Here is a 25,369-nt window from a genome sequence, read left to right as displayed (position 1 = left end):
CCACTTATAATGGTTACATGAGCGAGGCGGCAAGAGGACTGACCCTGAGTACGCCGGATGGGCGTCCCTATCGCTTCGACCCCGGCGCGCTCTGCCTCGAGCTGCTGCCGACCGGAGGGCCGGGAAGCTATGCGCGGTGGGAGGTGCTGCACGAGCCCGCCGACCTGGTGCGCTGGGCGCAGCAGAGCCGGCTGCCCGACGGGCTGGAGCCGGTCGTGACCCCTGACGAGGTCATGGCAGCGCGGGCACTCCGCGACGCCCTGTGGCGGCTGACCGCCGGCCGGATGCGCGGCGGACCGCTGTCCCCGGCGGACCTCGCCGTGGTCAACGACGCGGCGGCGAAGGCCCCGCCGGTCCCGCGGTTCACCGAGCACGGGGGCCACGGCTGGGTCCCCGGGGCCACGGGCACTCAGTTGCTGTCCGCAGTCGCGCGCGATGTGGTGGACCTGTTCACCGGGCCCTACGCGCATCGCATCCGCGAATGCGGCGCGCACGACTGCTCCCTGCTCTTCGTCGACACGTCCCGGCCGGGCCGCCGTCGCTGGTGCGCGATGGAGAACTGCGGCAATCGCAGCAAGGTCAGGGCGCACCGCGCCCGCCACACCGAATCGGAGGGAGACGAGCGATGACGAGCGAACCGAGCCGTCACGACACGACGGGGCTCACCCAGGACGCGGGCTGGGAGATCGGCGTCTCGAAGACGCTTCCCCTGCCCGTCGCCGCGGTGTGGGACTTCATCGTGAGCCCGGAGGGCGTCGCCCTCTGGCTCGGGAAGGGCGTTGACCTGCCCACCGAGAAGGGCGAGGAGTACGCGACGGACGAGGGCGTCACGGGTGAGCTGCGCAGCTACCGCCCGGGCGACCGCGTCCGGCTGACGTACGGCACGACCACACTCCAGGTCGCGGTCTCCGCGTCGGGCTCCGGAAAGGCCGTCCTCCGCTTCCACCAGGAGCATCTTGCCGACGCGGTGGAACGGGAACGGCAGCGGGCCCACTGGAAGGCCGTGACGGCCGAGGTGGTGCAGGCCCTGGGGGTGTCCTGAGGCTCGGGGTGCGCATCAACGGGTCGCGTCCTCGACCCGCCGTCGGGGGCGTGCCGAGGAGTCGAGCCCGGAGGGCCCCCGGACCCGACGCCGGACAAGGGCCCGCCGCCCCACGTACCCGGCAGCCGCACGCAGGAGCGTCCGGGGGCTCGGGCCTTCGACCGCTTGGGAGGGGGCGTGCAGGGTCGTCCCCGCAGGGGATCGGCGGCAGGACCCGGGTGCGCAATGCAACGCGGCTGTTGGCCGCCGACCCCGAGGAGTCGAGCCCGGAGGGCCCCCGGACCCGACGCCCGACAAGGGCCCGCCGCCCCACGTACCCGGCAGCCGCACGCAGGAGCGTCCGGGGGCTCGGGCCTTCGACCGCTTGGGAGGGGGCGTGCAGGGTCGTCCCCGCAGGGGATCGGCGGCAAGACCCGGGTGATCCATGCAACGGAGCTGTTGGCCGCCGACCCCGAGGAGTCGAGCCCGGAGGGCCCCCGGACCCGACGCCCGACAAGAACCCGCCGCCCCACGACCCGGCAGCCGCACGCAGGAGCGTCCGGGGGCTCGGGCCTTCGACCGCTTGGGAGGGGGCGTGCAGGGTCGTCCCCGCAGGGGATCGGCGGCAAGACCCGGGTGCGCAATGGAACGCAGCTGTTGGCCGCCGACCCCGAGGAGTCGAGCCCGGAGGGCCGCCGGACCCGCCGCCGGACAAGAACCCGAGGCTCAAGCACCCAGGCCCGGGACCTGACGCCCGACAAGAACCCGAGGCTCAAGCACCTCAGGACGTCGGCTTCACCGGAGCCGGAGCCGGAGCCGGAGCCGGAGCGGCAGCCGCGCCCGCCGCCGAACCCACCCCCGACACCCTCAGCGCCGCCTCCCTCGACAACCTCGCCGCCTCCGCCCTCGTCCTCCTCGCCGTCCTCAACGCATCCCACGTCAAGCAGCTCAGCGCCAGCCACACCAGCCCGAAGCCCGCCCACCGCTCCGCCGGCATCGCCTCGTGGAAATACAGGATCCCCAGCAGGAACTGGAACACCGGCGCCAGGTACTGCAGCAGCCCCAGCGTCGACAGCGGAACCCGGATCGCCGCCGCGCCGAAGCACACCAGCGGCGCCGCCGTCACCACACCTGTCGCGGCCAGAAGGGCCGCGTGCCCCACCCCGTGCGAACCGAACGTCGCCGCCCCGTCCGCCCCGAGCCACAGCAGGAACCCGAGCGCCGGCAGGAACTGGATCGCGGTCTCGGCCGCGAGCGACTCCAGCCCCCCGATGTTGACCTTCTTCTTCGCCAACCCGTACGTCGCGAACGAGAACGCCAGCGTCAGCGAGATCCATGGCGGCTGTCCGTACCCGATCGCCAGCACCAGCACCGCCGCGAATCCGGTGCCGACCGCCACCCACTGCGCGGGCCGCAGCCGTTCCTTCAGCAGCAGGACGCCCATGGCGATGGTGACCAGCGGATTGATGAAGTAGCCGAGAGACGCCTCGACGACGTGGCCGGAGTTCACGGCCCAGATGTAGACGCCCCAGTTGACGGTGATGACCGCCGCGGCGACGGTGATCAGCCCGAGCTTCCGGGGGCTGCGGATCAGCTCCCGTACCCATCCCCAGCGCCTCACCACCAGCAGGGCGACGGCCACGACGGCCAGCGACCACACCATGCGGTGGGCGAGGATCTCCGCCGCGCCCGAGGGCTTCAGCAGGGGCCAGAAGAGGGGGACCAGACCCCACATCCCGTAGGCCCCGATCCCGTACAGCAGTCCTGCCCGCTGTTCACCGTCCGACGTCACTGCCCCTCCCGCCCCTGCGCGCTTCACCTCGTCGAAAGGTACGCGCCGGAGGCCGAGCCTGTCATGCCCGTATCGCCATACGGTCATGACGAATCGGGAGGCGTCCACGACCGCCCGGAACGACGCGGCAGCCACCCGGAACGACGGCGATCACCCGGTAACGACTCGGCGGCCACCCGGAACAGCGCGGCAGCCACCCGGAACGACGGCGATCACCCGTCATCGGTCGACGACTCGCCGGCCCCCGGAACGACGCGGCACCCGCCCAGCACCAGACGGCGCCCCCCGGCCCCCCCATCGCCTCAGGCCGCGGCCAGCGCCGTCCTGACCGAGTCCGCCAGCGGTGTCGTCGGCCGTCCGGCGAGACGCGCCAGGTCCCCGCTCCTCGTGGCGAGCAGCCCTCGGCCCACCGCCGCGTCGACGTCGACGAGGATCTCGGCGAACGGCGCGGGCACCCCGGCCCCGGTCAGGATCTCCAGATGCGCGGCGGCCGGTACGTCGTTGTGGACGATTGTGCGCCCGGTCTGCGCGGACAGTTCCGCCGCGTACTCCGCGAAGGACCACGCGACGTCCCCGCTCAGCTCGTACGCCTGCCCGAGGTGCCCCTCGCCGGTCAGCACCGCGGCCGCCGCGGCGGCGTAGTCGGCGCGGGCCGCCGAGGCGACCCGGCCCGTGCCGGCGCTCGCGACGACGGCGCCGTGGGCGAGGACGGGCGCGAGCTGCTCGGTGTAGTTCTCGGTGTACCAGCCGTTGCGCAGGAAGGTGTACGGCAGACCCGAGTCGAGGATCAGCTGCTCGGTGATCTTGTGCTCGGCGGCGAGCAGGAAGTCGGCGGCGGGTCCGCCGAGGACCCCGGTGTAGGCGAGTTGCGCGACGCCCGCGGTCTTCGCGGCCTCGATCACGGCGGTGTGCTGCGGTACGCGCCTGCCCACCTCGCTGCCGGAGATCAGCAGGACCCGGTCGCCCGCCCGGAAGGCTTCGGTGAGCGTCGCGGGCTCGTCGTAGTCGGCGATCCGCAGTTCCACGCCCCGGGCGGCGAGATCCGCGGCCTTCTCCTTGTCGCGGGCGACGGCGACCACCCGCGCTGCCGGGACCTTCGCCAGCAGCTCGTCGATGACGAGTCGGCCGAGGGATCCGGTGGCTCCGGTGACGACGATGCTCATGGTTGTTTCCGTTCGTAGGGTGCGTCAGGCTGCTCGCTCACCCTAGGAGGGGTACTAACCGAGGGAAAGTACCCACTTTGGAGTAAGGTACTGGCATGAACGTTAGCTGGACGCCCGATGTGAACGACAAGATGTGCCCCTCCCGCATCGTGCTGGAGCACGTCACCAGCCGCTGGGGCGTCCTCGTCCTGGCCGCGCTGCTGGAGCGTTCGTACCGCTTCAGCGAGCTGCGCCGGACCGTGGGCGGTGTCAGCGAGAAGATGCTTGCGCAGACGCTGCAGACCCTGGAACGCGACGGGTTCGTCCACCGCGACGCCAAGCCCGTCATTCCGCCGCGCGTGGACTACACGCTCACCCCGCTGGGCAGGGAGGCCGCCGAACAGGTGTGGTCGCTGGCGCGCTGGACGGAACGCCGGCTCGAAGAGGTAGAGCGGTCGCGCGCCGAGTACGACGAGGCGAAGGCCTCGCTCCAGGCGGAGCCTGCCTAACGGGCACGGGCACGGGCACAGGCACGGGCATGGGCGCCCCAGCCGTGGTGGGCACAGCCGGACAGCGGCCCCAGCACGACCCCATACGGCAGCTCCGGCGAACGGCAAGAGGGGCCAGGGCCCGGCGGCCCCGACCCCTCCGTATGCGCGAGCCGTGCGTCAGCCCCCGACCGTCCAGGTGTCGTTGCCCGCGAGCAGCGCGCCCAGATCCCCCTTGCCGTCCCGCTCGATCGCGGTGTCGAGCTGGTCCGACATCAGCGTGTCGTAGACCGGCCGTTCGACGCTGCGCAGCACACCGATGGGCGTGTGGTGCAGGGTGTCCGGGTCGGCCAGCCGGGACAGCGCGAACGCCGTGGTCGGGCTGGTGGCGTGCGCGTCGTGGACGAGGATCTGCGACTCGTTCGCGGGTGTCACCTCGACCACCGCGAGGTCCCCGGTCGCGGGATCCCGGACGACGCCCTTGGAGTTGTCGGTGCCGAAGAGGATCGGCTGCCCGTGTTCGAGGCGGATGACCGCCTCCTCCGCCTGCTGCTTGTCCTTCAGGGCCTCGAAGGCGCCGTCGTTGAAGATGTTGCAGTTCTGGTAGATCTCGACCAGCGCCGTGCCCTGGTGGTCGGCGGCCTGGCGCAGCACCTCGGTCAGGTGCTTGCGGTCGGAGTCGACGGTGCGGGCCACGAAGGAGGCCTCGGCGCCGATCGCCAGGGACACCGGGTTGAAGGGCGCGTCGAGCGAGCCCATCGGCGTCGACTTGGTGATCTTGCCGACCTCGGAGGTGGGGCTGTACTGGCCCTTGGTGAGGCCGTAGATCCGGTTGTTGAAGAGCAGGATCTTCAGGTTCACATTGCGGCGCAGGGCGTGGATCAGGTGGTTTCCGCCGATGGAGAGCGCGTCTCCGTCACCGGTGACGACCCACACGCTCAGGTCCCGCCGCGAGGACGCGAGCCCGGTGGCGATGGCGGGCGCGCGGCCGTGGATGGAGTGCATCCCGTAGGTGTTCATGTAGTACGGGAAGCGGGACGAGCAGCCGATCCCGGAGACGAAGACGATGTTCTCCTTCGCCAGGCCCAGTTCGGGCATGAAGCCCTGCACGGCGGCGAGGATCGCGTAGTCACCGCAGCCGGGGCACCAGCGCACTTCCTGATCGGACTTGAAGTCCTTCATGGACTGCTGGGCTTCGGCCTTGGGAACCAGGGAGAGAAGACCGGACACCGTCTCAGTCATTGATGGCCTCCTTGAGAGCCGTGGCCAGCTGCTCGGCCTTGAACGGCATGCCGTTGACCTGGTTGTAGCTGTGCGCGTCGACCAGATACCTCGCCCGGATCAGGGTGGCGAGTTGGCCGAGGTTCATCTCCGGTACCACTACCTTCTGGTAACGCCCCAGCACGTCCCCGAGATTCCGCGGGAACGGGTTGAGATGGCGCAGATGGGCCTGGGCGATGGGGATGCCCGCGGCCCGCAGCCGCCGTACGGCGGCGGTGATCGGTCCGTACGTCGAACCCCAGCCCAGCACCAGAGTGGTCGCGTCGTCCGGATCATCGACCTCGATGTCGGGCACCTCGATGCCGTCGATCTTGGCCTGCCGGGTGCGGACCATCAGATCGTGGTTGGCCGGGTCGTAGGAGATGTTGCCGGTGCCGTCCTGCTTCTCGATGCCGCCGATCCGGTGCTCGAGTCCGGGCGTCCCCGGAACCGCCCAGGGACGCGCGAGGGTCTGCGGATCACGCTTGTACGGCCAGAACACCTCCGTACCGTCCGCCAGCTCATGGTTCGGGCCGGTCGCGAACTGCACCCGCAGGTCGGGGAGTTCGTCGATGTCGGGGATCCGCCAGGGCTCCGAGCCGTTGGCGAGGTAGCCGTCGCTCAGCAGGAAGACGGGGGTGCGGTAGGCCAGGGCGATCCGTGCCGCGTCCAGGGCCGCGTCGAAGCAGTCCGCGGGGGTGCGGGGCGCGACGATCGGTACCGGCGCCTCGCCGTTGCGGCCGAACATGGCCTGGAGCAGGTCCGCCTGCTCGGTCTTGGTCGGCAGACCGGTCGAGGGGCCGCCGCGCTGGATGTCCACCACGAGCAGTGGCAGTTCCAGCGAGACCGCGAGACCGATCGTCTCCGACTTGAGCGCCACACCGGGGCCGGAGGTGGTGGTGACGGCGAGCGCGCCGCCGAAGGCCGCCCCCAGCGCCGCGCCGATGCCCGCGATCTCGTCCTCGGCCTGGAAGGTCCGTACACCGAAGTTCTTGTGCTTCGACAGCTCGTGCAGGATGTCGGAGGCGGGAGTGATGGGGTACGAGCCCAGATAGAGCGGCAGGTCCGCCTGCTTGCCGGCGGCGATGAGCCCGTAGGACAGGGCGAGGTTCCCGGAGATGTTGCGGTAGGTGCCGGCCGGGAAGGCGGTGCTCGCCGGGGCGACCTCGTAGGAGACGGCGAAGTCCTCGGTCGTCTCGCCGAAATTCCACCCGGCACGGAAGGCCGCGATGTTCGCCTCGGCGATCTGCGGCTTCTTGGCGAACTTGCTCCGCAGGAACTTCTCGGTGCCCTCGGTCGGACGGTTGTACATCCAGGACAGCAGGCCCAGCGCGAACATGTTCTTCGAGCGCTCGGCCTCCTTGCGGGGGAGACCGAAGTCCTTGAGCGCCTCGATGGTCAGGGTCGTCAGCGGCACGGGATGGACGTGGAAGCCGTCCAGGGAGCCGTCCTCCAGCGGGGAGGTGGCGTAGCCGACCTTGGCCATGGCGCGCTTGGCGAATTCGTCCGTGTTGACGATGATGTCGCCGCCGCGCGGCACGTCGGCGATGTTGGCCTTCAGCGCGGCCGGATTCATCGCGACCAGCACGTTCGGGGCGTCGCCGGGGGTGAGGATGTCGTGGTCGGCGAAATGGAGCTGGAAGCTGGAGACGCCGGGGAGGGTGCCGGCGGGCGCCCGGATCTCGGCGGGGAAGTTCGGCAGCGTGGAGAGGTCGTTCCCGAAGGTCGCGGTCTCCGAGGTGAACCGGTCACCCGTGAGCTGCATGCCGTCACCCGAGTCACCCGCGAAGCGGATGATGACCCGGTCCAGTCGGCGGACTTCCTTCGGCTCCGTGGGCTTCCGCTGCCCGCCGACGAGTGTCGTATCGCCCTCGTCGGCCTCATCGGCGTTCTCGGCTGGGCTACTGACCTGGCTGGTCACTGAACTGGACCTCCCTCGAGGCGGCTGCTCGGGCCCGGCCGGCCCACCGGCCGTCCCACGTGCCACCCTACGACCGTGAGGGTGGCCTTCCCTGGACCGCTCACATTTCGGACGTCCGTGTGAGACGCCGTGGTGCCCTCGTGTGCCTTCATGCGTTCGCCCCCCGAATGCTGGTGGTAAGACGCTCCCCGCTCATTGTTCGGTTCTGGGGCTGGAGCCCCGCTCAATATCTGACAGACTGTCAGACGATTATGAGTTCAAGTAGGTCAGCACCGCCAGAACACGCCGGTGATCCCCGTCGCTCGGGGACAGCCCCAGCTTCAGGAAGATGTTGCTGACGTGCTTCTCGACCGCTCCGTCACTCACCACCAGCTGCTTGGCCACCGCCGAATTCGTCCGGCCCTCGGCCATCAGACCGAGAACCTCCCGCTCACGGGGGGTGAGACCGGCCAGCACGTCCTGCTTGCGGCTGCGGCCCAGGAGCTGGGCCACGACCTCGGGATCCAGTGCCGTACCGCCACGGGCCACCCGCACCACGGCGTCCACGAACTCGCGCACTTCGGCTACCCGGTCCTTCAGCAGATAGCCCACCCCGCGGCTGCTCCCCGCCAGAAGTTCGGTGGCGTACTGCTCCTCCACGTATTGGGAGAGCACCAGCACTCCGATCCCGGGGTAGTCCTTGCGCAGCCGCACGGCCGCCCGGACGCCCTCGTCCGTGTGGGTCGGCGGCATCCGTACGTCGGCGACCACCACGTCCGGCAGCTGCTCCTGCGCGGCCAGCTCCCCGATCGTCTTGATCAACGCCTCCGCGTCGCCCACGCCGGCCACGACGTCGTGCCCGCGGTCGGTCAGCAGCCGGGTCAGGCCCTCCCGAAGCAGCACTGAATCCTCGGCGATGACGACCCGCACTCTGTCCTCCACAGCCCTGAAGCCCCCCTGTCGATCCGCTACCACCCCTGTGTTCACCAGCATCGCAGTATTGGCTCCGCACTGCGGCCAGGCTCTGGGAATAGACGGCAAACGGGGGCGGGGCGTTGAGCGGGTGGGGGTACGGGTCACGGAGGTCTCGGAGGTCTCGCGGAGGGTGAGGGGTGTGGGCCCCGGTGCGCCGGGGGTCGTACGGCGGGAGGGCGGGCTGTACGGGGGGCGTTGTCGGCGGTACGGGGCGTGTTGCCGGCGGTGCGGGGGCGGGGTGCGGCCCGCCCCCGGGTGTCAGCCGCGCCAGGGCAGCTCCGCCGTCACCGTGGTCGGGCCTCCGTGCGGCGAGTCCAGGGCCAGGATTCCGTCCACGGCGTCCAGCCGTTCGGCGAGTCCCGCGAGGCCGCTGCCCGCGCTGAGGTCCGCGCCGCCGGTGCCGTCGTCCGTGACCTGTAGCATCAGCCGGTCCTCGGACCGCCAGACGTCCACGGTCGCCCGACGGGCCCGGGCGTGCTTGCTGACGTTCTGCAGCAGCTCGGACACGGTGAAGTAGGCGATCCCCTCTATCGCCGGGGCCGGCCGGGACGCCAGGTCCACGTCGACGGCCACCGGGACGGTGCAGCGGGAGGCCACGGCCGACAGTGCCGCGTCGAGACCGCGGTCGGTCAGCACCGCCGGGTGGATGCCGCGCGCCAGATCCCGCAGCTCCTGGAGCGCCGTCTTCACCTCACCGTGCGCCTCGTCCACCATGCGGGCCGCGGCCTCCGGGTCCTCGTTCAGCTTCTCCTTGGCGAGACCCAGGTCCATGGCGAGGGCGACCAGCCGGGCCTGGGCACCGTCGTGCAGATCGCGCTCGATGCGCCGCAGGTCGGCGGCGGCGGTGTCGACGACGACGCCGCGGTCCGACTCCAGCTCGACGACCCGCGTGGCCAGGCTGGACGGCCCGAGCAGCCCGCCGATCATCAGCCGGTCGACGTACGCGAGGCCGCGGATCAGCCACGCGGTCGCCATGACGACGACCAGGCCCGCGGCGGCGGTCACGCCGATCTCGAACGAGGTGTCGAGGTAGAACTGCGTCCCGGTGCTGTCGCCGTAGAGCGAGATGCCCGGCTGGTCGAGGTACGTGGGGAAGGTCCACTGCCACAGCGGGTACAGCAGCAGGGACCATCCCGTGACCCAGAAGGTGAACGCGACGGTGAACGCGGTGATCGCCCACGGGAAGTGCACCACCGCGTAGAGCAGGTGCCGCCAGGACGTACCGCTCTTGAGGACGGCGCCGACCCACGACATCAGCCCGTTGGTGCGGGGGCGGACCGGCTCGGGGTTGTCCACGTCGAGGCGGAGCAGCGAACGGGCCCGGGTCCGCTCCAGCGCGCCGAAGGCACGGCAGCCGGCCAGGCCGGCGGCGAGGACCGGGATGCCGAGGAAGGTGACCAGCAGGCCGGCGCCGAGCGAGATCGTCACGATGGCGAAGGTGAAGAAGATGATGCTGATCGGCAGGCTCAGCATCAGGTACCCGAACTCACGCCAGGTGCGGCCCTCGAGCGGCGCACGCAGGGCCGCGGGAAGGCTGTGGTCCCGCGTGTCGTACCGGTCGTGCTGCTCCGGTCGGTAATCCGTGGCCATCGGCGTCGTCCGTTCTGGGCTGCGGGCTGTCATGAGAACAAGCCTGCTGCGACGGGAGGGCGCGCACCATGAGGGGGGTTGCCCTCTTGGGCGGGGGGTTTTCCCCACCATGGGGGTTGTGGGGGGTGGGGCTTGGGGTGGCGGGTTCTTGTTCAGCGTGGGGTGCTTGGGCGGGGCGTGCGCTTGGGCCTCGGGTTCTTGTTCGGCGTCGGGGCCCTGAGCCGGGGCCAGGCGCTTGGGCCTCGGGTTCTTGTTCGGCGTCGGGGCCCTGAGCCGGGGCCAGGCGCTTGGGGCGCGGGTTCCTGTCCGGCGGCGGGCGCTTGGGCGGGGTGTTTGGGCCTCGGGTTCTTGCGGCCGGGCGGGTGCTTGGGCGGGGCCTGGGTGCTTGGGCCTCGGGCCCTTGTCCGGCGTCGGGCCCTTGGGCCGGGCGGGTGCTTGGGCCTCGGGTTCTTGTGCGGCGTCGGGTCCGGGGGCCCTCCGGGCTCGACTCCTCGGGGTCGGCGGCATACAGCTGCGTTGTATTGATCACCCGGGTGTTGCCGCCGATCCCCTGCGGGGACGACCCTGCACGCCCCCTGCCGGGGGTCGAGGACGCGGCCGGTGGCGGTTGCGGGCACACGCGAACCCGAGCCTGTTCGGGGTGCCCGATGGGATGCGGCGCGAAGCTGCCGCTACGAGGGGGTGTGGGGCGCCGCCCCACAGGAACCTCTCTACCCGCGCCTGACCGGGGCGACCAGCCAGCGCGGCGCGAAGCTGCCGCAGCGGGGGTGAGGGGCGCAGCCCCACAGGAACCTGTCCACCACCCGCCACGGGACAGGTGCCCGGGCGGAGCCGGCAACCGGTAGGAACGGACTCGGCGCCGCGCAGCTGCCGCAGGCAAGGGGCCTGGGGGCGCAGCCACCAAGACCTCCACCCGCACCGGACACGTGAGGTCACCCGGCCGCGCGGGGAGCCGCAAACCGTCAGGGGGCGTGGGGCGCCGGCCCCACAGAAACTTTCCCCCGCACCGGTAGGCGCAGGCACCCCCTCAGTGCGGCGTGCGCGAGCGCCACGGAACTTCCACCGTGACCGTCGTCGGGCCCCCCACCGGCGACTCCAGGACGAACAGTCCGTCCACCGCCCCCAGCCGCTCCGCGAGCCCCGCCATCCCCGTACCGCCGTCCAGTCGCGCGCCGCCCTTGCCGTCGTCCGTGACCTGGATCAGCAGGCGGTCCCGCGTGCGCCAGACGTCCACCGTCACGCTCTTCGCCTGCGCGTGCTTGCTGACGTTCTGCAGCAGCTCGGACACGGTGAAGTACGCGATGCCCTCGATCGCCTCGGCCGGCCGCTCCAGGAGGTCCACCGTCACCTTCACCGGTGCCGTGCAGCGGGAGGCGACCGAGGAGAGCGCGGCGTCGAGGCCGCGGTCGGTCAGGACCGCGGGGTGGATGCCGCGGGCCAGGTCGCGCAGCTCCTGGAGGGCGAGCTTCACCTCGCCGTGTGCCTCGTCGACCATCGCCGCGGCCGCCGTCCTGTCCAGTTCGTCGCCGCTGAGCTTCTCCTTGGCGAGGCCGAGGCCCATGGCGAGGGCGACCAGCCGGGCCTGGGCGCCGTCGTGGAGGTCGCGCTCGATGCGGCGGAGGTCGGCGGCGGCGGTGTCCACGACGACCCCGCGGTCGGACTCCAACTCGGCGATCCGCTGCTCCAGTTCGTCGGACGGCGACAGCAGCCCCCGCGCCATCGCGCGGTCGGCGTTGGCGAGTCCGCGTGCGATGAAGGGCAGTACGGGCCACAGCACGAACAGGCTGACCATCATGGTGGAGAAGGTGAGAACCCCCCACGGCAGCCGGATGAAGCAGTACAGCACCGTGCGCCAGGCGACCGGGTCCTTCAGGGTCGCCCACAGGCGGGGGAACATTCCGCCACCGCGATGCATGCCTGACAACGTGCTCGGCTCGTCGATCCGTACACCGAGCAGCGCCCGCGTCCGCGCGCGCTCCGCCCTGCCGAGCCCGCGCGCCCCCATGAGACCGAGGGCGAGCAGCGGCAGGCCGATGACGGTCACCGACAACAGCACACCGTTGAAGATCAGCAACGTCACGTAGACGAATCCGACCAGCGACACCGGCAGATTGCAGAGGAGATGCGCGATCTCCTTCCAGGTGTGACTGCCGAACGCGAAATGTGCGGGTGGCGGCCGGTCATGGTCGGATGCGGTGCTGCTCACGGTCATACGGGCCAGCCTGCCGGGCCGCGCCGCCGCGCGCCATGGGGTGGATGGGTGGGATGAAGTAGGGATAACCCCACCCGATGCGCGACGCGACTTCTTACGGTCCCTTTAGCAGGCCTAGACTCCCGTGCATACAGATCGTCGATCAGATCGCCAACGACGTCAGGGAGCGAGGGGCGGACGTGCCGGAACCGACCGTGGCCGTGCTCGCGGCGGACTACTTCGAGAGCTATTCGGTCGTCGGACTGCTCGCGGTGATCGGCGTGCTGTTCGTCGCCGTGGCCTTCGGAGCGGGCCGGCTGCTGAGGCCCGTGGTGCCCACCCCGGAGAAACTGCTGACGTACGAGTGCGGCGTCGACCCCGTCGGCGAGGGCTGGGCGCACACCCAGGTCCGCTACTACGTGTACGCCTTCCTGTACGTGATCTTCGCCGTCGACTCGATCTTCCTCTTCCCCTGGGCCACGGTGTTCGCGGCGGCGGGATACGGCGCGACGACGCTCGTGGAGATGTTCATCTTCCTCGGCTTCCTGGCTGTGGGACTGCTCTACGCATGGAAGAAGGACGTCCTGACATGGACGTGACCCCGAACCTCACCTCGAATCCGGCCGCGCACTCGGACACGGAGCTGCTGCCGGAGCCCCGCCGACTGGGCGTTCTCTCCCGGCTGGCGCCCGAACCGATGAAGGTCGTCCTCAACTGGGGCCGCCGCTACAGCCTGTGGGTCTTCAACTTCGGACTCGCCTGCTGCGCGATCGAGTTCATCGCCGCGTCGATGGCCCGGCACGACTTCATCCGCCTCGGAGTGATCCCGTTCGCGCCCGGCCCGCGGCAGGCGGACCTGATGGTCGTCTCCGGCACGGTCACCGACAAGATGGCGCCCGCGGTCAAGCGGCTCTACGAGCAGATGCCGGAGCCGAAGTACGTGATCTCCTTCGGCGCCTGCTCCAACTGCGGCGGCCCGTACTGGGATTCCTACTCCGTGACCAAGGGCGTCGACCAGATCATTCCCGTCGACGTCTACGTCCCGGGCTGCCCGCCGCGGCCCGAGGCGCTGCTCCAGGGGATCCTCAAGCTCCAGGAGAAGATCGCACGGGAGTCGCTCGGCGAGCGCTACGGCACCGCCCGCCCCTCCGTGGGCGAGCTGCGCAGCCCGCTGGTGACCCCGCCGGCCGCGCCGGGAGGCGACCGGTGACCGCATACGACCGTCTCCCCGACGCCGTTACGGACATCTTCGGCGAGGAGGCCACGGCCGAGCTGGCTTACGAGCTGCTCACGGTCGACGTGCCCGCAGAGTCGTGGATCCCGTCCCTGGAGATCGCCCGTACGCAGCTGGCCTGCACCTACTTCGACTGGCTGAGCGCGGTCGACGAGCCGGGCACCGGCTTCCGGGTCTGCGCGCACGTGGTCTCCCTGGAAGGCGGCCGGGTCCGCCGGCTGCTGCTGCGGACGACGGTCTCGCACGAGGCGCCCGTACTCGCCTCCGCCGTGACCGTGTACGCGGGAGCGGCCTGGCACGAGCGCGAGACCCACGAGATGTTCGGCGTCGGTTTCACCGGCCACCCGCATCTCGTACCGCTGCTGCTGCCGGAGGAGTTCGAGGGCCATCCGCTGCGCAAGGACTTCGTCCTCGCCGCCCGGGTCGCGAAGGCCTGGCCGGGTGCGAAGGAGCCGGGGGAGTCGGAACACGGCGGCCCCAAGCGCCGCCAGATGCTCCCGCCGGGCGTGCCCGACCCCAACGAGTGGGGCCCGCTCAAGGGCCAACTCCCGCCCGCCCCGAGCCGCCCGGCCCGTACGCCCCGAGCGGCAGGCGCTGCCGGAGCCGCGGCGGCCGGAGCAACGGACCGCCCGGCCCGCCGCACCCGTACAGCGGGGGAGGGTTCGGCGAGCCAGGCGGCCGCGGAGGGCGCTCCCGCACGTCGTTCCCGCAGTGTGAGCGAGGGTTCGGCGAGCCAGGCGGGCGGCGAGGGTGCTCCCGTACGGCGTTCGCGCAGTGTGAGCGAGGGCTCGGCGAGCCAGGCGGCCGCGGGAGCGGCCACGCCCCCGGAGACGCCTCGGGACCCGGCGGCCGAGACACCCGCGCCGGAAGCAGCCGCGGCCGAGACCCCGGCGGCCGAGACATCCGCCCCCGAAGCAACTGCGGCGGAGACCCCGGCCCCCACCACCGCACCGGCGGAAGAAGCCGCTTCGGGAGAGGCCAAGCCCCGGCGCGCCGGCAGCTCCGACGCCCCGTGGCACCACGCCCGCCCGGCATTCGAAGAGCCGGACGCGGGCGCGGAAGCCGCCACAGGCTCGGGCGCGGACCCCGAACCAGCCACAGCGCCCGAGCCGAGTCCCGGCCCCGAGCCGGCCACTGCGCCCGAGCCGACAGCGCCGGAGCCGAGTCCGGGCCCCGAGCCGGCCCCGGACCGCGACACCGGCACGGGCTCGGGCACGGGCTCGGACCCCAGCTCCCGCACGGAAGCGCCGGACGACAGCACCGGCGACGACACCGCCGCCGAGCCCGATGCCGCGCCCGACGCCCAGTCCGACGGCCACGACGACACCCGTACTCCCCGCCCCCCGGACAGGCCCGAGGGCGGGCCCCATGAGACCGCCGGAGGCGACCCCGCGTGAACGACGCTCTCGACGTCGCCTTCCGGCTGCTCGTCGTCTTCGCCGTCTTCCTCGTCCTTCCCCTCGTCATCGGGCAGACCGAGCACAAGGTGATGGCCCATATGCAGGGCCGCCTCGGTCCCATGTACGCGGGCGGGTTCCACGGCTGGGCCCAGCTCGTCGCGGACGGCGTCAAGTTCGCGCAGAAGGAGGACGTGGTCCCGGCCAACGCCGACCGCCGCATCTTCCAGCTCGCTCCCGCCGTCGCCCTCCTCCCGTACCTCCTCGTACTGGTCGCCATCCCGATCGGCCCGAGCGAGGGCGCGGTCGGTGAGGTCGTCGACGCGGGCATCTTCTTCGTGCTCGCCGTGATGGGCGTCGGCGTGCTCGGCTCGCTGATGGCGGGCTGGGCGTCCGCCAACAAGTTCTCCCTTCTCGGTGGTCTGCGGACCGCGGCGCAGCTGCTGGCGTACGAACTGCCCATGCTGCTCACCGCCGCCTCCGTCGCCATGGCGGCCGGCACGGTCTCGCTGCCCGGCATCCTCAACGCCTTCGAGTGGTGGTGGCTGCCCTGGCAGATCGTGGGCGCCCTCGTCTTCTTCATCGCCGGACTGGCCGAACTCCAGCGCCCGCCCTTCGACATGCCGGTCGCCGACTCCGAGATCATCTTCGGCGCCTACACCGAGTACACCGGGCTCAGGTTCGCGCTGTTCCTGCTCGCCGAGTACGCGGGCATCGTCGTGCTCTGCGGCCTGACCACCGTCCTGTTCCTCGGGGGCTGGCACGGCCCGATGGGCGCCGACGGACTCGGCTGGGTGTGGACCCTGCTCAAGACCGGTGTGCTCGCGTTCGTCGTCATCTGGCTGCGCGTCACCTATCCCCGGATGCGCGAGGACCAGTTGCAGAAGCTCGCCTGGACGACGCTCGTCCCGCTCGCTCTCGCCCAGATCGCTCTCACCGGCATCGTGAAGGTGGTGATCCAGTAATGCCGCCGATTCCCGGATCCGGCCTCGCCAAGGGCCTGGCCGTCACGCTGCGGACGATGACCAAGAAGACGGTCACCCACCAGTACCCCGACGCGCAGCCCGAACTCCCGCCGCGCTCCCGCGGTGTGATCGGCCTGTTCGAGGAGAACTGCACGGTCTGCATGCTCTGCGCCCGTGAGTGCCCCGACTGGTGCATCTACATCGACTCCCACAAGGAGACGGTCCCGGCCGCCGCCCCCGGTGGCCGGGAGCGCAGCCGCAATGTCCTCGACCGCTTCGCGATCGACTTCTCGCTCTGCATGTACTGCGGTATCTGCATCGAGGTCTGTCCTTTCGACGCGCTGTTCTGGTCACCGGAGTTCGAGTACGCGGAGACCGACATCCGCGAACTCACCCACGAGCGGGACAAGCTCCGCGAGTGGATGTGGACGGTGCCCGCACCGCCCGCCCTCGACCCGGGTGCGGAGGAGCCGAAGGAGATCGCGGCGGCCCGCAAGGCTGCCGAGAAGCTCGCCGCGGCGCAGGAGCAGGCGCAGGAGCAGGCGCAGGAGCAGGCGCAGGAGCAGGCTCAGGCAGGGGAGCAGGCGCAGGCGGCCGACCCTGCCCCCGGCGCCCCGTCCCCGGAGCGTCCCGCATCGCCGCCCCCGGGTGAAGGAGACACGGCATGATGCTCGCCGCCGCACCCCAGGGCTTCCTCTCGCCGACAGGCGTCGAGATCGCCTTCCTGCTCGTCGGCCTCGCCACCCTCGGCGCGGCCGTCATCACGGTCACCACCAAGCAACTGGTGCACGCCGCGCTCTGGCTGGTCGTGGCGCTCGGCGGCCTGGCTGTCGAATACCTGCTGCTGACGGCCGAGTTCATCGCCTGGGTGCAGGTCCTCATCTACGTCGGTTCCGTCGTCGTCCTCCTTCTCTTCGGGCTGATGCTCACCAAGGCCCCCATCGGCCGCTCCCCGGACGCCGATTCGGGCAACCGCTACGTCGCCCTGGCCGTCGCCGGCGTCGCCGCGGCCGCCCTGGTCTGGGTGGTCGTGGACGCCTTCCGCGCCACCTGGATCAACCTGGACGGACCCGCGCAGGGCTCCACCAAGGTGTCCGGCGAGTACCTCTTCCGGCACTGGGTGCTGCCCTTCGAGGCGCTCTCCGTCCTGCTGCTCGCCGCGCTCGTCGGCGCCATCGTCCTGTCCCGCAAGGGCTCCAAGGACCCCCAGGGGGAGAGCTGATGCACCTCGCCTATCCCGCCGTGCTCGCCGTCCTCCTCTTCTGCGTCGGCCTGTACGGCGTGCTCGCCCGGCGCAACGCGATCCTGGTGCTGATGTCCGTCGAGCTGATGCTCAACGCGGTCAACCTCAATCTCGTCGCCTTCGATGTCTGGCTGCGCGACACCGTGCACGCCGGACAGGCGCTCACTCTTTTCACCATCGCCATCGCTGCCGCGGAGATCGGCATCGGCCTGGCGATCGTCCTGATGGTCTACCGCAACCGCGGATCCTCGGACGTCGACAGGCTCCGCGACACCGCCGAAGGCCACGACGGCAGTTCCGACGAACCTGACGCCACCGCTTCGGCGCAGAAGGCTGAGGCCACCGCGTGACGACCACGACCCTCGCCGTCCTCGTCCCTCTTCTCCCCTTTCTCGGCGCGGCGGCCGGACTGCTGCTCGGCCGCACTGCCCCCGGCTTCGTGCGGCCCCTGGCGGTCCTGCCCACCCTGACCGCTTTCGCGCTCGCTGTGGTGGTCGCCGTGCGCCAGGGCGGGGGCAAGGCGATCGACGCCTCGACCCAGCTCACGCCCACGGGTTCGGTCCCCATCGACCTCGCGCTGTACCTCGACGGCTTCGCGGTCCTGGTCGCCGTCCTCGTCGGCTTCGTCGCGACCTGCGTGCAGATCTACTCGACGGGTTATCTGCGCGACGACCCGCGCTACCCCTCGTACGCGGCTCTCGTCTCCCTCTTCACCTCCGCGATGCTGCTCGTCGTCTACTCCGGCGACCTGATGGTGCTCCTGGTCGGCTGGGAGATCATGGGCATCTGCTCGTACTTCCTCGTGGGCCACTACTGGGAGACGCCCGAGGCGCGCGCCGCCTCCCTCAAAGCCTTCCTGGTCACCAAGCTCGGCGATGTCCCCTTCCTGATCGGCCTGTTCGCGCTCGCCGCCGACGCCGGCACGTTCCGGATCACCGGGATCCTCGGCTCCGTCGCGGCCGGTGGCCTCGACCACCCGACACTGGTGGCGCTGCTGCTCCTCGCGGGTGTGGCGGGCAAGTCGGCGCAGTTCCCGCTGCACACCTGGCTGCCCGACGCGATGGCGGGCCCCACTCCCGTCTCCGCGCTGATCCACGCGGCAACCATGGTCGCCGCCGGTATCTACTTCGTCGCCCGTCTCCTTCCTGTCTTCGCGTCTTCCGCCGCTGCCCTCACCGTCCTGGCCGTCATGGCCGCCGTCACGATGGTCGGCTCGGGCCTCGCCGCCCTCGCCCAGGACGACATCAAGCGTGTCCTCGCCTACTCGACCATCGGCCAACTCGGCTACATGTCGGGTGCCCTGGCCGTCGGAGACCGTGGCGCGGCCGTCTTCCACCTCATGGCGCACGGTGCGTTCAAGGCGCTGCTCTTCCTCGCCGCCGGCGTGGTCATCCATGCCGCCGGCACCAACTCCCTGGCCGCCATGTCCCGGATGACGGGCCTCCCCAAGCGCATCCCCGACGCCTACTGGACGATGACCGTCGCCCTGCTGGCACTTGCCGCGATCCCTCCCTTCGCCGGCTTCTTCTCCAAGGAAGCCGTCCTCGTGGCCGCCGAGCACACCGCGCTCGGAGACTCCGGCGTCGCCCCGGTCGGCGCGGGCTGGATCGTCCTCGTCGCCGGCCTGGTGACGGCCCTGCTGACCGCCGCCTACGCGATGCGCCTGTGGCTGCTCGCCTTCCATGGACGCGGAGCCGAAGCCCCCGACCACGGCCGCGAACCCCTCTCCATGAATGCCGTGCTCTGGGTGCTGGCCGTCCCCTCCCTCGGATTCGGTCTCACGGTCGGCTACGTCGACGACTGGTTCGACGGACACAGCCTCACCCCGACCGTGACAACCGCCGTCCTCGGCACGGGAGTCGCTCTGGTCGGCGGACTGATCACCTACGCCGCCTGGCGCGCGCTGCAGTACCGCCGGGGCCCCGCCCGCCCGCCGATGGGTGCCGTCGCCGCCCACCCCGACGCGGCTCCCTCGGTCTCCGAGGCCGAGGCCGTCGCGACCCACACCCCCGCCTACGGCGACATCGCATCCGCCCCCGACCCGTCCGACCCGGGCCGTCTGCTGCTCGGCCCGCTGCACGGCGCCGCGGCCTCCGGCTTCCATCTGGACGCCGTCTACCGCGCGCTGTTCGTCCGGCCCGTCCAGGCCGCCGCCGTACTGGTGCGCTTCCTCGACCGCGAGGTCGTCGACACCTACGTCCGCGGGGCGGGCACCGGCAGCAACTGGCTGGGATGGCTCGTCCGGCGCGCCCAGACCGGCAATGTGCAGACCTATCTCGGCGCCCTGCTCGCCGGCTCGGCCGTCCTCGCCATCGCCGCCGTCGTCCTGTCCACCGTCAACGCGGGATCGTGAGCCGTGATCGATATCAGCGAGTCCGTGATGCAGTTCCTTCTCGCGTTCATCGTCGTCGCCCCGCTCGCCGGAGCGGCCGCGGCGCTGCTGCCCGCCCCGCCCGGCCTCCGCGGCACCGGGCCCGACCAGGCGGTCCTGCGCCACGGCATGACCGTCACCGGAGCCGTCCTCGTCGCCACCGTCGTGCTGGCGCTCGGCTTCGACCACGACCACCCGTCGAAGATGCAGGCCACGACGGACATCAGCTGGATCCCGGCACTCGATGTGCGGATCCACCTCGGCATCGACGGCATTTCCCTCCCCCTTGTCGTGCTGACCGCGCTGCTGACCTTCCTCTGCGCTCTCTACAGCTACTTCAAGATGCCTTCGGGCCCGTCCCCGAAAGCCTTCGTCGCGCTGCTGCTCGTCCTCGAATCCGGGACGCTCGCGACCTTCGCCGTACTCGATCTGCTGCTGTTCTTCCTGGCGTTCGAGATGGTCCTCATCCCGATGTACTTCCTCATCGCCCGCTGGGGCGGGGAGGCGCGGCAGGCCGCCGCCTGGAAATTCATCCTCTACACGCTGCTCGGCTCCGTCGTCATGCTGCTCGGCCTGCTGCTGATCGGGCTGAAGACCGGCACATTCGACATGGTGGCACTCGCCACTGACAACGGCCGTGGACTCACCTCGTCCGTGCAGGTCATCGCCGTTTTGGCGATCGGTCTCGGCCTCGCCGTGAAGACCCCGATGTGGCCGCTGCACAGCTGGCTGCCCGATGCCCACACCGCCGCCCCGACCGTCGGCTCCGTCCTGCTCGCCGGTGTCCTGCTCAAGATGGGGACGTACGGCTTCGTCCGTATCGTGCTGCCGATCGCTCCCGACGGCATGCTCACTTTCGCGCCGTACCTCGCGGCCTTCGCCGTCGCGGGCATCATCTACGGATCGCTCGCCTGCCTCGCCCTGGCCAAGGAGGGTGCCGGCGGCGACCTCAAGCGCCTGATCGCCTACTCCTCCGTCGGCCACATGGGCTTCGTCCTCCTCGGCATCGCGACGATGACCCCCACCGGCGTCAACGGCGCGCTGTTCGCGAACATCGCTCACGGCCTCATCACCGGACTGCTCTTCTTCCTGGTCGGCGCCCTCAAGGACCGCTACGGAACCGCCGACCTCGACACCCTCGCCGGCGCCACCGGAGCTGCCCTCTACGGCCGTGCTCCCCGCCTCGGCGCCCTCCTCGCCTTCGCCGCGGTCGCCTCCCTCGGCCTGCCCGGGCTCGCCGGGTTCTGGGGCGAGATGCTCGCGCTGTTCGGCGCCTTCGACCCCGCCGACGGCCTCAGCCGGCCCGCGTTCCTCACCTTCATGGCGATCGCCGCGTTCGGCACGCTGCTCACCGCCGCCTACCTCCTGGTTGTCGTCCGCCGTGTCTGCATGGGCGCGCTGCGGACCGAGGAGCAGGAGATCCGGCCCCTCGCCGACGTCCAGACGTACGAGTTCGCCGCCTGGACACCGCTCGTCGCCCTCACCGTCCTCGCGGGACTGTGGCCCGCGGTCCTCCTCGGCCTCACCGACCCGGCCGTGCAGAAGCTCCTCGCAGGAGGCAAGTCGTGACCGTGGCAGCCGACAGCGGCACCAGCCTCGTCCAGTCCGTCGACTGGCTCGCGATCGCACCGCCGACCATCGTGGCGGTCGTCGGTCTGATCGTCCTGGTGGCCGACCTGTTCACGCCGGAGAAGCGGAAGCATCTGCTCGGCTTCGTCGCGATCGCCGGTCTGGCCGCCGCACTCGTCACGCTCGTACCACTGCGCAAGGGCGACCGGGAAACCTTCTGCCTGACCACCGACACCGCGGCGTGCAGCTACACCGCGGACCACTTCACCCTGGTCATCCAGTTCCTGGTGCTCGGCGGCGCGCTGCTCACCGCCCTGCTGTCGCTCCACGAGACGCGCACCAGGCTCCCCGCGGGCGAGTTCTGGTTCCTGCTGCTGTCGTCCGCCGCCGGAGCCGCCCTGCTGCCCGCCTCCCGGGACCTCGCCACCCTCGTCGTCGCCCTCGAAGTCGCGTCGCTGCCGGCCTTCGCCCTCGTCGGCCTCCGCCGCGGCGACCGGCTCTCCAGTGAGGCGGCGCTCAAGTTCTTCCTCTCCTCGGTCACGGCGACCGCTGTCATGCTCCTGGGCGTCAGCTTCGTGTACGCCACGACGGGCACCCTTCACCTCACGCGTATCGCCACCGAGCTCGACGACGTCCCCGGACAGCTCGACACGCTGGCGCAGGCAGGGGTCGCGCTGACCCTTGTCGGCTTCGCGTTCAAGACGGCCGCCGTCCCGTTCCACTTCTGGGTCCCCGACACCTATGTGGGTGCGCCGCTGCCCATCGCCGCCTACCTCTCCGTCATCGGAAAGGCCGTCGGCTTCTCCGGCCTCATCCTGGTCACCGTCATCGCCTTCCCGGGCTATGCGGACGTCTGGGGCCCGGCGATCGCCGTCCTCGCGGCCCTCACCATGACGGCGGGCAATGTGGCCGCCCTGCGGCAGTCGCCCACGCGCGCGTGGAGCGCGGTACGTCTGCTGGCCTGGTCGTCGGTGGCCCAGGCCGGCTACCTCCTGGTGCCGATCGCTGCCGCCGCCTATTCCAGCGACGACCAGATCGGTGCGACGGTCGCGTACGCCCTGATGTACGCCGTCGTGAACCTCGGTGCCTTCGCCGTGGCCGCGCTGGTAGCCCGCAGCCGGCCCCTCAACCGCGTCGCCGACTACCGCGGTCTCTACGCCGGCCACCCGCTGGCCGCCCTCGCCATGGCCTTCTTCCTGCTCTGCCTGGCGGGCCTGCCGCCCGGCATCATCGGCCTGTTCGCCAAGGTGACCGTCTTCTCCTCGGCGGTCGACGCGGGCCTGGGGTGGCTGGCTGTCGTCATGGCCGTCAACGTCGTGATCGCCCTGTACTACTACCTGAAGTGGACCGCGGTCCTCTTCCGGGCCCCCGAGGGTGCCGTGGAAGGCGCCGCGGCAGATGGCGACGAGGCCGAACCCGTCCACAAGGGAGCCCCGGCGCCGGTCACCGTCGTCATCGTGCTGGCCGTCGTCGCCGGCATCGCTCTCTCCGGATACCCCCAGCTGATCCTGCGCTTCGCCGCGGGCACCCTGTTCTGAGGGTCACCCGAACGGCTCACTCCGAGGCCGGTAGCACAAGGGAACTAGCGTCCTTCGCCTGGCGTTGACCAGTACAGAAGGGTCCACTGGACAGTGGAGCACCACCACGCAAAGGGTCCCCTGCCGCACCGCTTGGAGGGCGTACCGTGCACCGCCGGCACAATGGGCTGAAGACCGCCGTACTCCTCGGGGGACTGTCCGCACTCATCCTCGTCATCGGCAGCTTCTTCGGCCGTACGGGCCTGCTCGTCGCTCTCCTCGTGGCGATCGGCACCAATGCGTACGCCTACTGGAACAGCGACAAGCTCGCCCTGCGGGCCATGCGGGCCCGACCGGTCAGTGAATTCGAGGCCCCGCAGCTCTACCGGATCGTCCGCGAGCTCTCCACCGCCGCCCGCCAGCCCATGCCCCGGCTCTACATCTCGCCCACACAGGCTCCCAACGCGTTCGCCACCGGCCGCAATCCGCGCAACGCCGCGGTGTGCTGCACCGAGGGCATTCTGCAGATCCTCGACGAGCGGGAGCTGCGCGGCGTCCTCGGCCACGAGCTCAGTCATGTCTACAACCGCGACATCCTGATCTCCTCCGTCGCCGGAGCGCTCGCTTCCGTGGTGATGTTCCTGGTGAACTTCGCCTGGCTGATCCCCGTCGGCCGCTCGGACGACGACGACGGCCCCGGCATCCTGGGCTTCCTGCTGATCCTGATCCTCGGGCCGCTGGCCGCCTCCATCATCCAGCTCGCCGTCAGCCGTTCCCGGGAGTACGAGGCGGACGCCTCGGGCGCCCAGATCACCGGCGATCCGCTGGCCCTGGCGAGCGCCCTGCGCAAACTCGACGCCGGTACGAAACAGCTCCCCCTGCCTCCCGAGCCGCGCCTCGAGACCGCCAGTCACATGATGATCGCGAACCCCTTCCGGCCGGGTAGGGGTCTGTCCAAGATGTTCTCCACGCACCCACCGATGGCGGAGCGCATCGCCCGACTCGAACAGATGGCAGGTCATCGCCCGTGAAGACAATCCTGAACGTCATTTGGCTCATCCTGTGCGGCTTCTGGATGTTCCTCGGATACATGGTTGCGGGCCTGGTGCTCTGCATCACCATCATCGGCATCCCGTTCGGTCTGGCCGCGTTCCGGATCGGCATCTACGCGCTCTGGCCCTTCGGTTACACCGTGATCGACCGCCGGGACGCGGGCGCCCCGTCCTTCGTCGGCAACATCCTGTGGCTGATCCTCGCCGGCTGGTGGCTGGCCCTCGGCCACATCTTCACGGGCATCGCCCTGTGCATCACGATCATCGGCATCCCACTGGGCATCGCGAACTTCAAGCTGATCCCGGTCTCCCTGGTGCCGTTCGGCAAGGAAATCGTCCCGTCGGACGAGGCGTTCGGGGTCCGCTGACGCGCAGGCGGAACACCGCCGCGAGCGCGGACTCGCATGGGCGGTGCGCCGTGCCGGGGCCTCAGCCGCGGCGTCTCATTCCGTAGACGGCAGCCCCCGCCCCCACGACGGCCGCGCCGGACAGCACCGATGAAAGGGGCAGCGCGAAGGCGAGTAGCACACAGCCGGCGAAGCCCAGAATGGCCACCACTCGCCATCGGGAACCGAGCGTCCAAGCCGAAGCGTTGGCAATTGCGTAGTACATGAGCACGGCGAACGACGAGAACCCGATGGCACCCCGCACATCGGCCGTCGCCGCCACCACCGTGACGACGGCCCCCACCGCCAACTCCGCCCGGTGGGGCACCTGGAAGCGCGGGTGCACGGCCGCCAGAGCGGTCGGCAGGTGGCCGTCCCGTGCCATGGCCAGCGTCGTTCGTGAGACGCCGAGAATCAGCGAGAGCAACGACCCGAGCGCCGCCACCGCGGCACCCACCCGCACCACCGGTACGAGCCACTGCGCGTCCGCGGCCCGCGCCGCCTCCGCGAGCGGAGCGGTGGCCCGCCCCAACTCACCCGCCCCCAGAACGGAAAGGACCGAGACCGCCACACACGTATAGACGACCAGAGCGATACCGAGCGCCAGCGGGACCGCGCGCGGGATCGTCCGCGCCGGGTCACGCACCTCCTCGCCGAGCGTGGCGATCCGGGCGTACCCCGCGAACGCGAAGAACAGCAGCCCGGCCGCCTGGAGCACACCGCCGGCCGAGACATCCGCCTCCACACCGAGGCGCCCGAAGTCGGCCGAGCCCGACGTGAGAGAGGAGACAACGACCGCCGACAGGACGGCCAGCACGACCGCGACGATCACCCGTGTCAGCAACGCCGATTTCTGAACACCGGTGTAGTTCACGGCCGTCAGGGCGACCACCGCGGCGACCGCCACCGCATGCGCCTGATCCGGCCAGGCGTACGTCCCCACCGTCAGCGCCATGGCCGCACACGAGGCCGTCTTGCCGACGATGAACGCCCAGCCCGCCAGACAGCCCCAGAACTCGCCGAGCCGCTCCCGTCCGTACACATAGGTCCCGCCCGACGCCGGGTAGCGAGCGGCCAGCCGCGCGGACGACATGGCGTTGCAGTACGCGACGGCCGCAGCGATCGCCAGTCCCACCAAGAGCCCGGAGCCGGCGGCCCGTGCCGCCGGGCCCAGCGCGGCGAAGATGCCCGCCCCGACCATCGACCCCAGACCGATCACCACGGCATCGGACAAGCCGAGCGACCGTCTCAGCTGCTGTGTCATGTGCCGCACCTT

At 70.8% G+C, this 25,369-nt stretch carries 23 protein-coding genes; 15 read left to right on the top strand and 8 right to left on the bottom strand.

Translation table 11 applies throughout. The features are described 5' to 3' along the window. Nucleotides 1-17: 17 nt before the first annotated feature. Entirely contained in the window at nt 18-629 is a 612-nt protein-coding gene (locus tag RPQ07_RS15535) for a CGNR zinc finger domain-containing protein (protein ID WP_313944738.1), read from the top strand. Beyond that, complete coding sequence (locus tag RPQ07_RS15530; RefSeq protein WP_313944737.1) at nt 626-1,042, top strand: SRPBCC domain-containing protein; 417 nt, start codon at nt 626-628, stop codon at nt 1,040-1,042. The genes RPQ07_RS15535 and RPQ07_RS15530 overlap by 4 nt, the downstream gene beginning before the upstream one ends. A 760-nt stretch (nt 1,043-1,802) precedes the next feature. Here the strand turns inward: RPQ07_RS15530 and rarD are convergent. Beyond that, a complete protein-coding gene (gene rarD / locus RPQ07_RS15525) occupies nt 1,803-2,813 on the bottom strand; it encodes an EamA family transporter RarD (RefSeq protein ID WP_313944736.1) in 1,011 nt (336 codons plus the stop codon). 302 nt (nt 2,814-3,115) lie between these two features. Next, nucleotides 3,116-3,976, bottom strand: a complete 861-nt coding sequence (locus tag RPQ07_RS15520) for an SDR family oxidoreductase (RefSeq protein ID WP_313944735.1) — start codon at nt 3,974-3,976, stop codon at nt 3,116-3,118. A gap of 95 nt (nt 3,977-4,071) precedes the next feature. Here RPQ07_RS15520 and RPQ07_RS15515 point away from each other — a divergent pair, with 95 nt between their 5' ends. Continuing rightward, complete coding sequence (locus tag RPQ07_RS15515) at nt 4,072-4,464, top strand: helix-turn-helix domain-containing protein (protein ID WP_313944734.1); 393 nt, start codon at nt 4,072-4,074, stop codon at nt 4,462-4,464. A 159-nt stretch (nt 4,465-4,623) separates the two neighbouring features. Here the strand turns inward: RPQ07_RS15515 and RPQ07_RS15510 are convergent, their stop codons facing one another. From RPQ07_RS15510 to RPQ07_RS15490, 5 genes are all read right to left on the bottom strand, one after another. Continuing rightward, a complete protein-coding gene (locus tag RPQ07_RS15510) occupies nt 4,624-5,685 on the bottom strand; it encodes a 2-oxoacid:ferredoxin oxidoreductase subunit beta (protein ID WP_313944733.1) in 1,062 nt (353 codons plus the stop codon). Then, nucleotides 5,678-7,624, bottom strand: coding sequence for a 2-oxoacid:acceptor oxidoreductase subunit alpha (locus RPQ07_RS15505; RefSeq protein ID WP_313944732.1), 1,947 nt, complete (start codon nt 7,622-7,624; stop codon nt 5,678-5,680). Before RPQ07_RS15505 ends, RPQ07_RS15510 begins: the two co-directional genes overlap by 8 nt. A gap of 249 nt (nt 7,625-7,873) precedes the next feature. Continuing rightward, on the bottom strand, nt 7,874-8,533 hold the full coding sequence (locus RPQ07_RS15500; protein ID WP_313948903.1) for a response regulator transcription factor: 660 nt from the start codon (nt 8,531-8,533) through the stop codon (nt 7,874-7,876). A gap of 303 nt (nt 8,534-8,836) precedes the next feature. After that, a complete protein-coding gene (locus tag RPQ07_RS15495; RefSeq protein ID WP_313948902.1) occupies nt 8,837-10,168 on the bottom strand; it encodes a sensor histidine kinase in 1,332 nt (443 codons plus the stop codon). A 1,027-nt stretch (nt 10,169-11,195) separates the two neighbouring features. Next, complete coding sequence (locus RPQ07_RS15490; protein WP_313944731.1) at nt 11,196-12,380, bottom strand: sensor histidine kinase; 1,185 nt, start codon at nt 12,378-12,380, stop codon at nt 11,196-11,198. Between the two features lie 179 nt (nt 12,381-12,559). Here RPQ07_RS15490 and RPQ07_RS15485 point away from each other — a divergent pair, with 179 nt between their 5' ends. From RPQ07_RS15485 to RPQ07_RS15430, 12 genes are all read left to right on the top strand, one after another. After that, a complete protein-coding gene (locus RPQ07_RS15485; RefSeq protein WP_313944730.1) occupies nt 12,560-12,958 on the top strand; it encodes an NADH-quinone oxidoreductase subunit A in 399 nt (132 codons plus the stop codon). After that, the gene (locus RPQ07_RS15480; RefSeq protein ID WP_313944729.1) at nt 12,949-13,569 is read left to right on the top strand and encodes an NADH-quinone oxidoreductase subunit B family protein; all 621 of its coding nucleotides are present in this window, start codon (nt 12,949-12,951) and stop codon (nt 13,567-13,569) included. Before RPQ07_RS15485 ends, RPQ07_RS15480 begins: the two co-directional genes overlap by 10 nt. Further along, nucleotides 13,566-14,990, top strand: a complete 1,425-nt coding sequence (locus tag RPQ07_RS15475; RefSeq protein ID WP_313944728.1) for an NADH-quinone oxidoreductase subunit C — start codon at nt 13,566-13,568, stop codon at nt 14,988-14,990. Before RPQ07_RS15480 ends, RPQ07_RS15475 begins: the two co-directional genes overlap by 4 nt. Beyond that, nucleotides 14,987-15,955: a complex I subunit 1 family protein gene (locus tag RPQ07_RS15470; RefSeq protein ID WP_313944727.1), complete on the top strand. Its 969-nt coding sequence runs from the start codon at nt 14,987-14,989 to the stop codon at nt 15,953-15,955. The genes RPQ07_RS15475 and RPQ07_RS15470 overlap by 4 nt, the downstream gene beginning before the upstream one ends. Continuing rightward, entirely contained in the window at nt 15,955-16,623 is a 669-nt protein-coding gene (locus RPQ07_RS15465) for an NADH-quinone oxidoreductase subunit I (RefSeq protein ID WP_313944726.1), read from the top strand. The genes RPQ07_RS15470 and RPQ07_RS15465 overlap by 1 nt, the downstream gene beginning before the upstream one ends. Continuing rightward, on the top strand, nt 16,620-17,177 hold the full coding sequence (locus tag RPQ07_RS15460; protein ID WP_313944725.1) for an NADH-quinone oxidoreductase subunit J: 558 nt from the start codon (nt 16,620-16,622) through the stop codon (nt 17,175-17,177). Before RPQ07_RS15465 ends, RPQ07_RS15460 begins: the two co-directional genes overlap by 4 nt. Then, a complete protein-coding gene (gene nuoK, locus RPQ07_RS15455; RefSeq protein WP_313944724.1) occupies nt 17,177-17,548 on the top strand; it encodes an NADH-quinone oxidoreductase subunit NuoK in 372 nt (123 codons plus the stop codon). The genes RPQ07_RS15460 and nuoK overlap by 1 nt, the downstream gene beginning before the upstream one ends. Then, a complete protein-coding gene (locus RPQ07_RS15450) occupies nt 17,545-19,551 on the top strand; it encodes an NADH-quinone oxidoreductase subunit L (protein WP_313944723.1) in 2,007 nt (668 codons plus the stop codon). The genes nuoK and RPQ07_RS15450 overlap by 4 nt, the downstream gene beginning before the upstream one ends. A 27-nt stretch (nt 19,552-19,578) precedes the next feature. Beyond that, a complete protein-coding gene (locus tag RPQ07_RS15445) occupies nt 19,579-21,138 on the top strand; it encodes an NADH-quinone oxidoreductase subunit M (protein WP_313948901.1) in 1,560 nt (519 codons plus the stop codon). Then, nucleotides 21,135-22,676, top strand: a complete 1,542-nt coding sequence (locus RPQ07_RS15440; protein WP_313944722.1) for an NADH-quinone oxidoreductase subunit N — start codon at nt 21,135-21,137, stop codon at nt 22,674-22,676. Before RPQ07_RS15445 ends, RPQ07_RS15440 begins: the two co-directional genes overlap by 4 nt. Before the next feature lie 146 nt (nt 22,677-22,822). Then, the gene (htpX, locus tag RPQ07_RS15435; RefSeq protein WP_313944721.1) at nt 22,823-23,686 is read left to right on the top strand and encodes a zinc metalloprotease HtpX; all 864 of its coding nucleotides are present in this window, start codon (nt 22,823-22,825) and stop codon (nt 23,684-23,686) included. Then, nucleotides 23,683-24,075 carry a YccF domain-containing protein gene (locus RPQ07_RS15430; protein ID WP_313944720.1) on the top strand — a complete coding sequence of 131 codons (393 nt, stop codon included), beginning with the start codon at nt 23,683-23,685 and terminating at the stop codon, nt 24,073-24,075. Before htpX ends, RPQ07_RS15430 begins: the two co-directional genes overlap by 4 nt. Nucleotides 24,076-24,136: 61 nt before the next feature. On the opposite strand, the gene RPQ07_RS15425 is transcribed toward RPQ07_RS15430, so the two are convergent. Further along, on the bottom strand, nt 24,137-25,357 hold the full coding sequence (locus RPQ07_RS15425) for an APC family permease (protein ID WP_313944719.1): 1,221 nt from the start codon (nt 25,355-25,357) through the stop codon (nt 24,137-24,139). Nucleotides 25,358-25,369: the final 12 nt, after the last annotated feature.

Source organism: Streptomyces sp. AM8-1-1, from assembly GCF_032229325.1.
In the GTDB taxonomy this organism is placed as follows: domain Bacteria; phylum Actinomycetota; class Actinomycetes; order Streptomycetales; family Streptomycetaceae; genus Streptomyces; species Streptomyces achmelvichensis.
The sequence above is the reverse complement of the archived record's forward strand: the minus strand, read 5'-3'. Positions and strand labels throughout refer to the sequence as shown.

Excerpts from the sequence above, each read along its gene's own strand:
- RPQ07_RS15535 (WP_313944738.1), top strand. The coding sequence starts at position 18 with ATGAGCGAGGCGGCAAGAGGACTGACCCTGAGTACGCCGGATGGGCGT.
- RPQ07_RS15530 (WP_313944737.1), top strand. The coding sequence starts at position 626 with ATGACGAGCGAACCGAGCCGTCACGACACGACGGGGCTCACCCAGGAC.
- RPQ07_RS15520 (WP_313944735.1), bottom strand. The coding sequence starts at position 3,976 with ATGAGCATCGTCGTCACCGGAGCCACCGGATCCCTCGGCCGACTCGTC.
- RPQ07_RS15515 (WP_313944734.1), top strand. The coding sequence starts at position 4,072 with ATGAACGTTAGCTGGACGCCCGATGTGAACGACAAGATGTGCCCCTCC.
- RPQ07_RS15510 (WP_313944733.1), bottom strand. The coding sequence starts at position 5,685 with ATGACTGAGACGGTGTCCGGTCTTCTCTCCCTGGTTCCCAAGGCCGAA.
- RPQ07_RS15495 (WP_313948902.1), bottom strand. The coding sequence starts at position 10,168 with ATGGCCACGGATTACCGACCGGAGCAGCACGACCGGTACGACACGCGG.
- RPQ07_RS15490 (WP_313944731.1), bottom strand. The coding sequence starts at position 12,380 with ATGACCGTGAGCAGCACCGCATCCGACCATGACCGGCCGCCACCCGCA.
- RPQ07_RS15480 (WP_313944729.1), top strand. The coding sequence starts at position 12,949 with ATGGACGTGACCCCGAACCTCACCTCGAATCCGGCCGCGCACTCGGAC.
- RPQ07_RS15465 (WP_313944726.1), top strand. The coding sequence starts at position 15,955 with ATGCCGCCGATTCCCGGATCCGGCCTCGCCAAGGGCCTGGCCGTCACG.
- RPQ07_RS15460 (WP_313944725.1), top strand. The coding sequence starts at position 16,620 with ATGATGCTCGCCGCCGCACCCCAGGGCTTCCTCTCGCCGACAGGCGTC.
- nuoK (WP_313944724.1), top strand. The coding sequence starts at position 17,177 with ATGCACCTCGCCTATCCCGCCGTGCTCGCCGTCCTCCTCTTCTGCGTC.
- RPQ07_RS15445 (WP_313948901.1), top strand. The coding sequence starts at position 19,579 with ATGCAGTTCCTTCTCGCGTTCATCGTCGTCGCCCCGCTCGCCGGAGCG.
- RPQ07_RS15425 (WP_313944719.1), bottom strand. The coding sequence starts at position 25,357 with ATGACACAGCAGCTGAGACGGTCGCTCGGCTTGTCCGATGCCGTGGTG.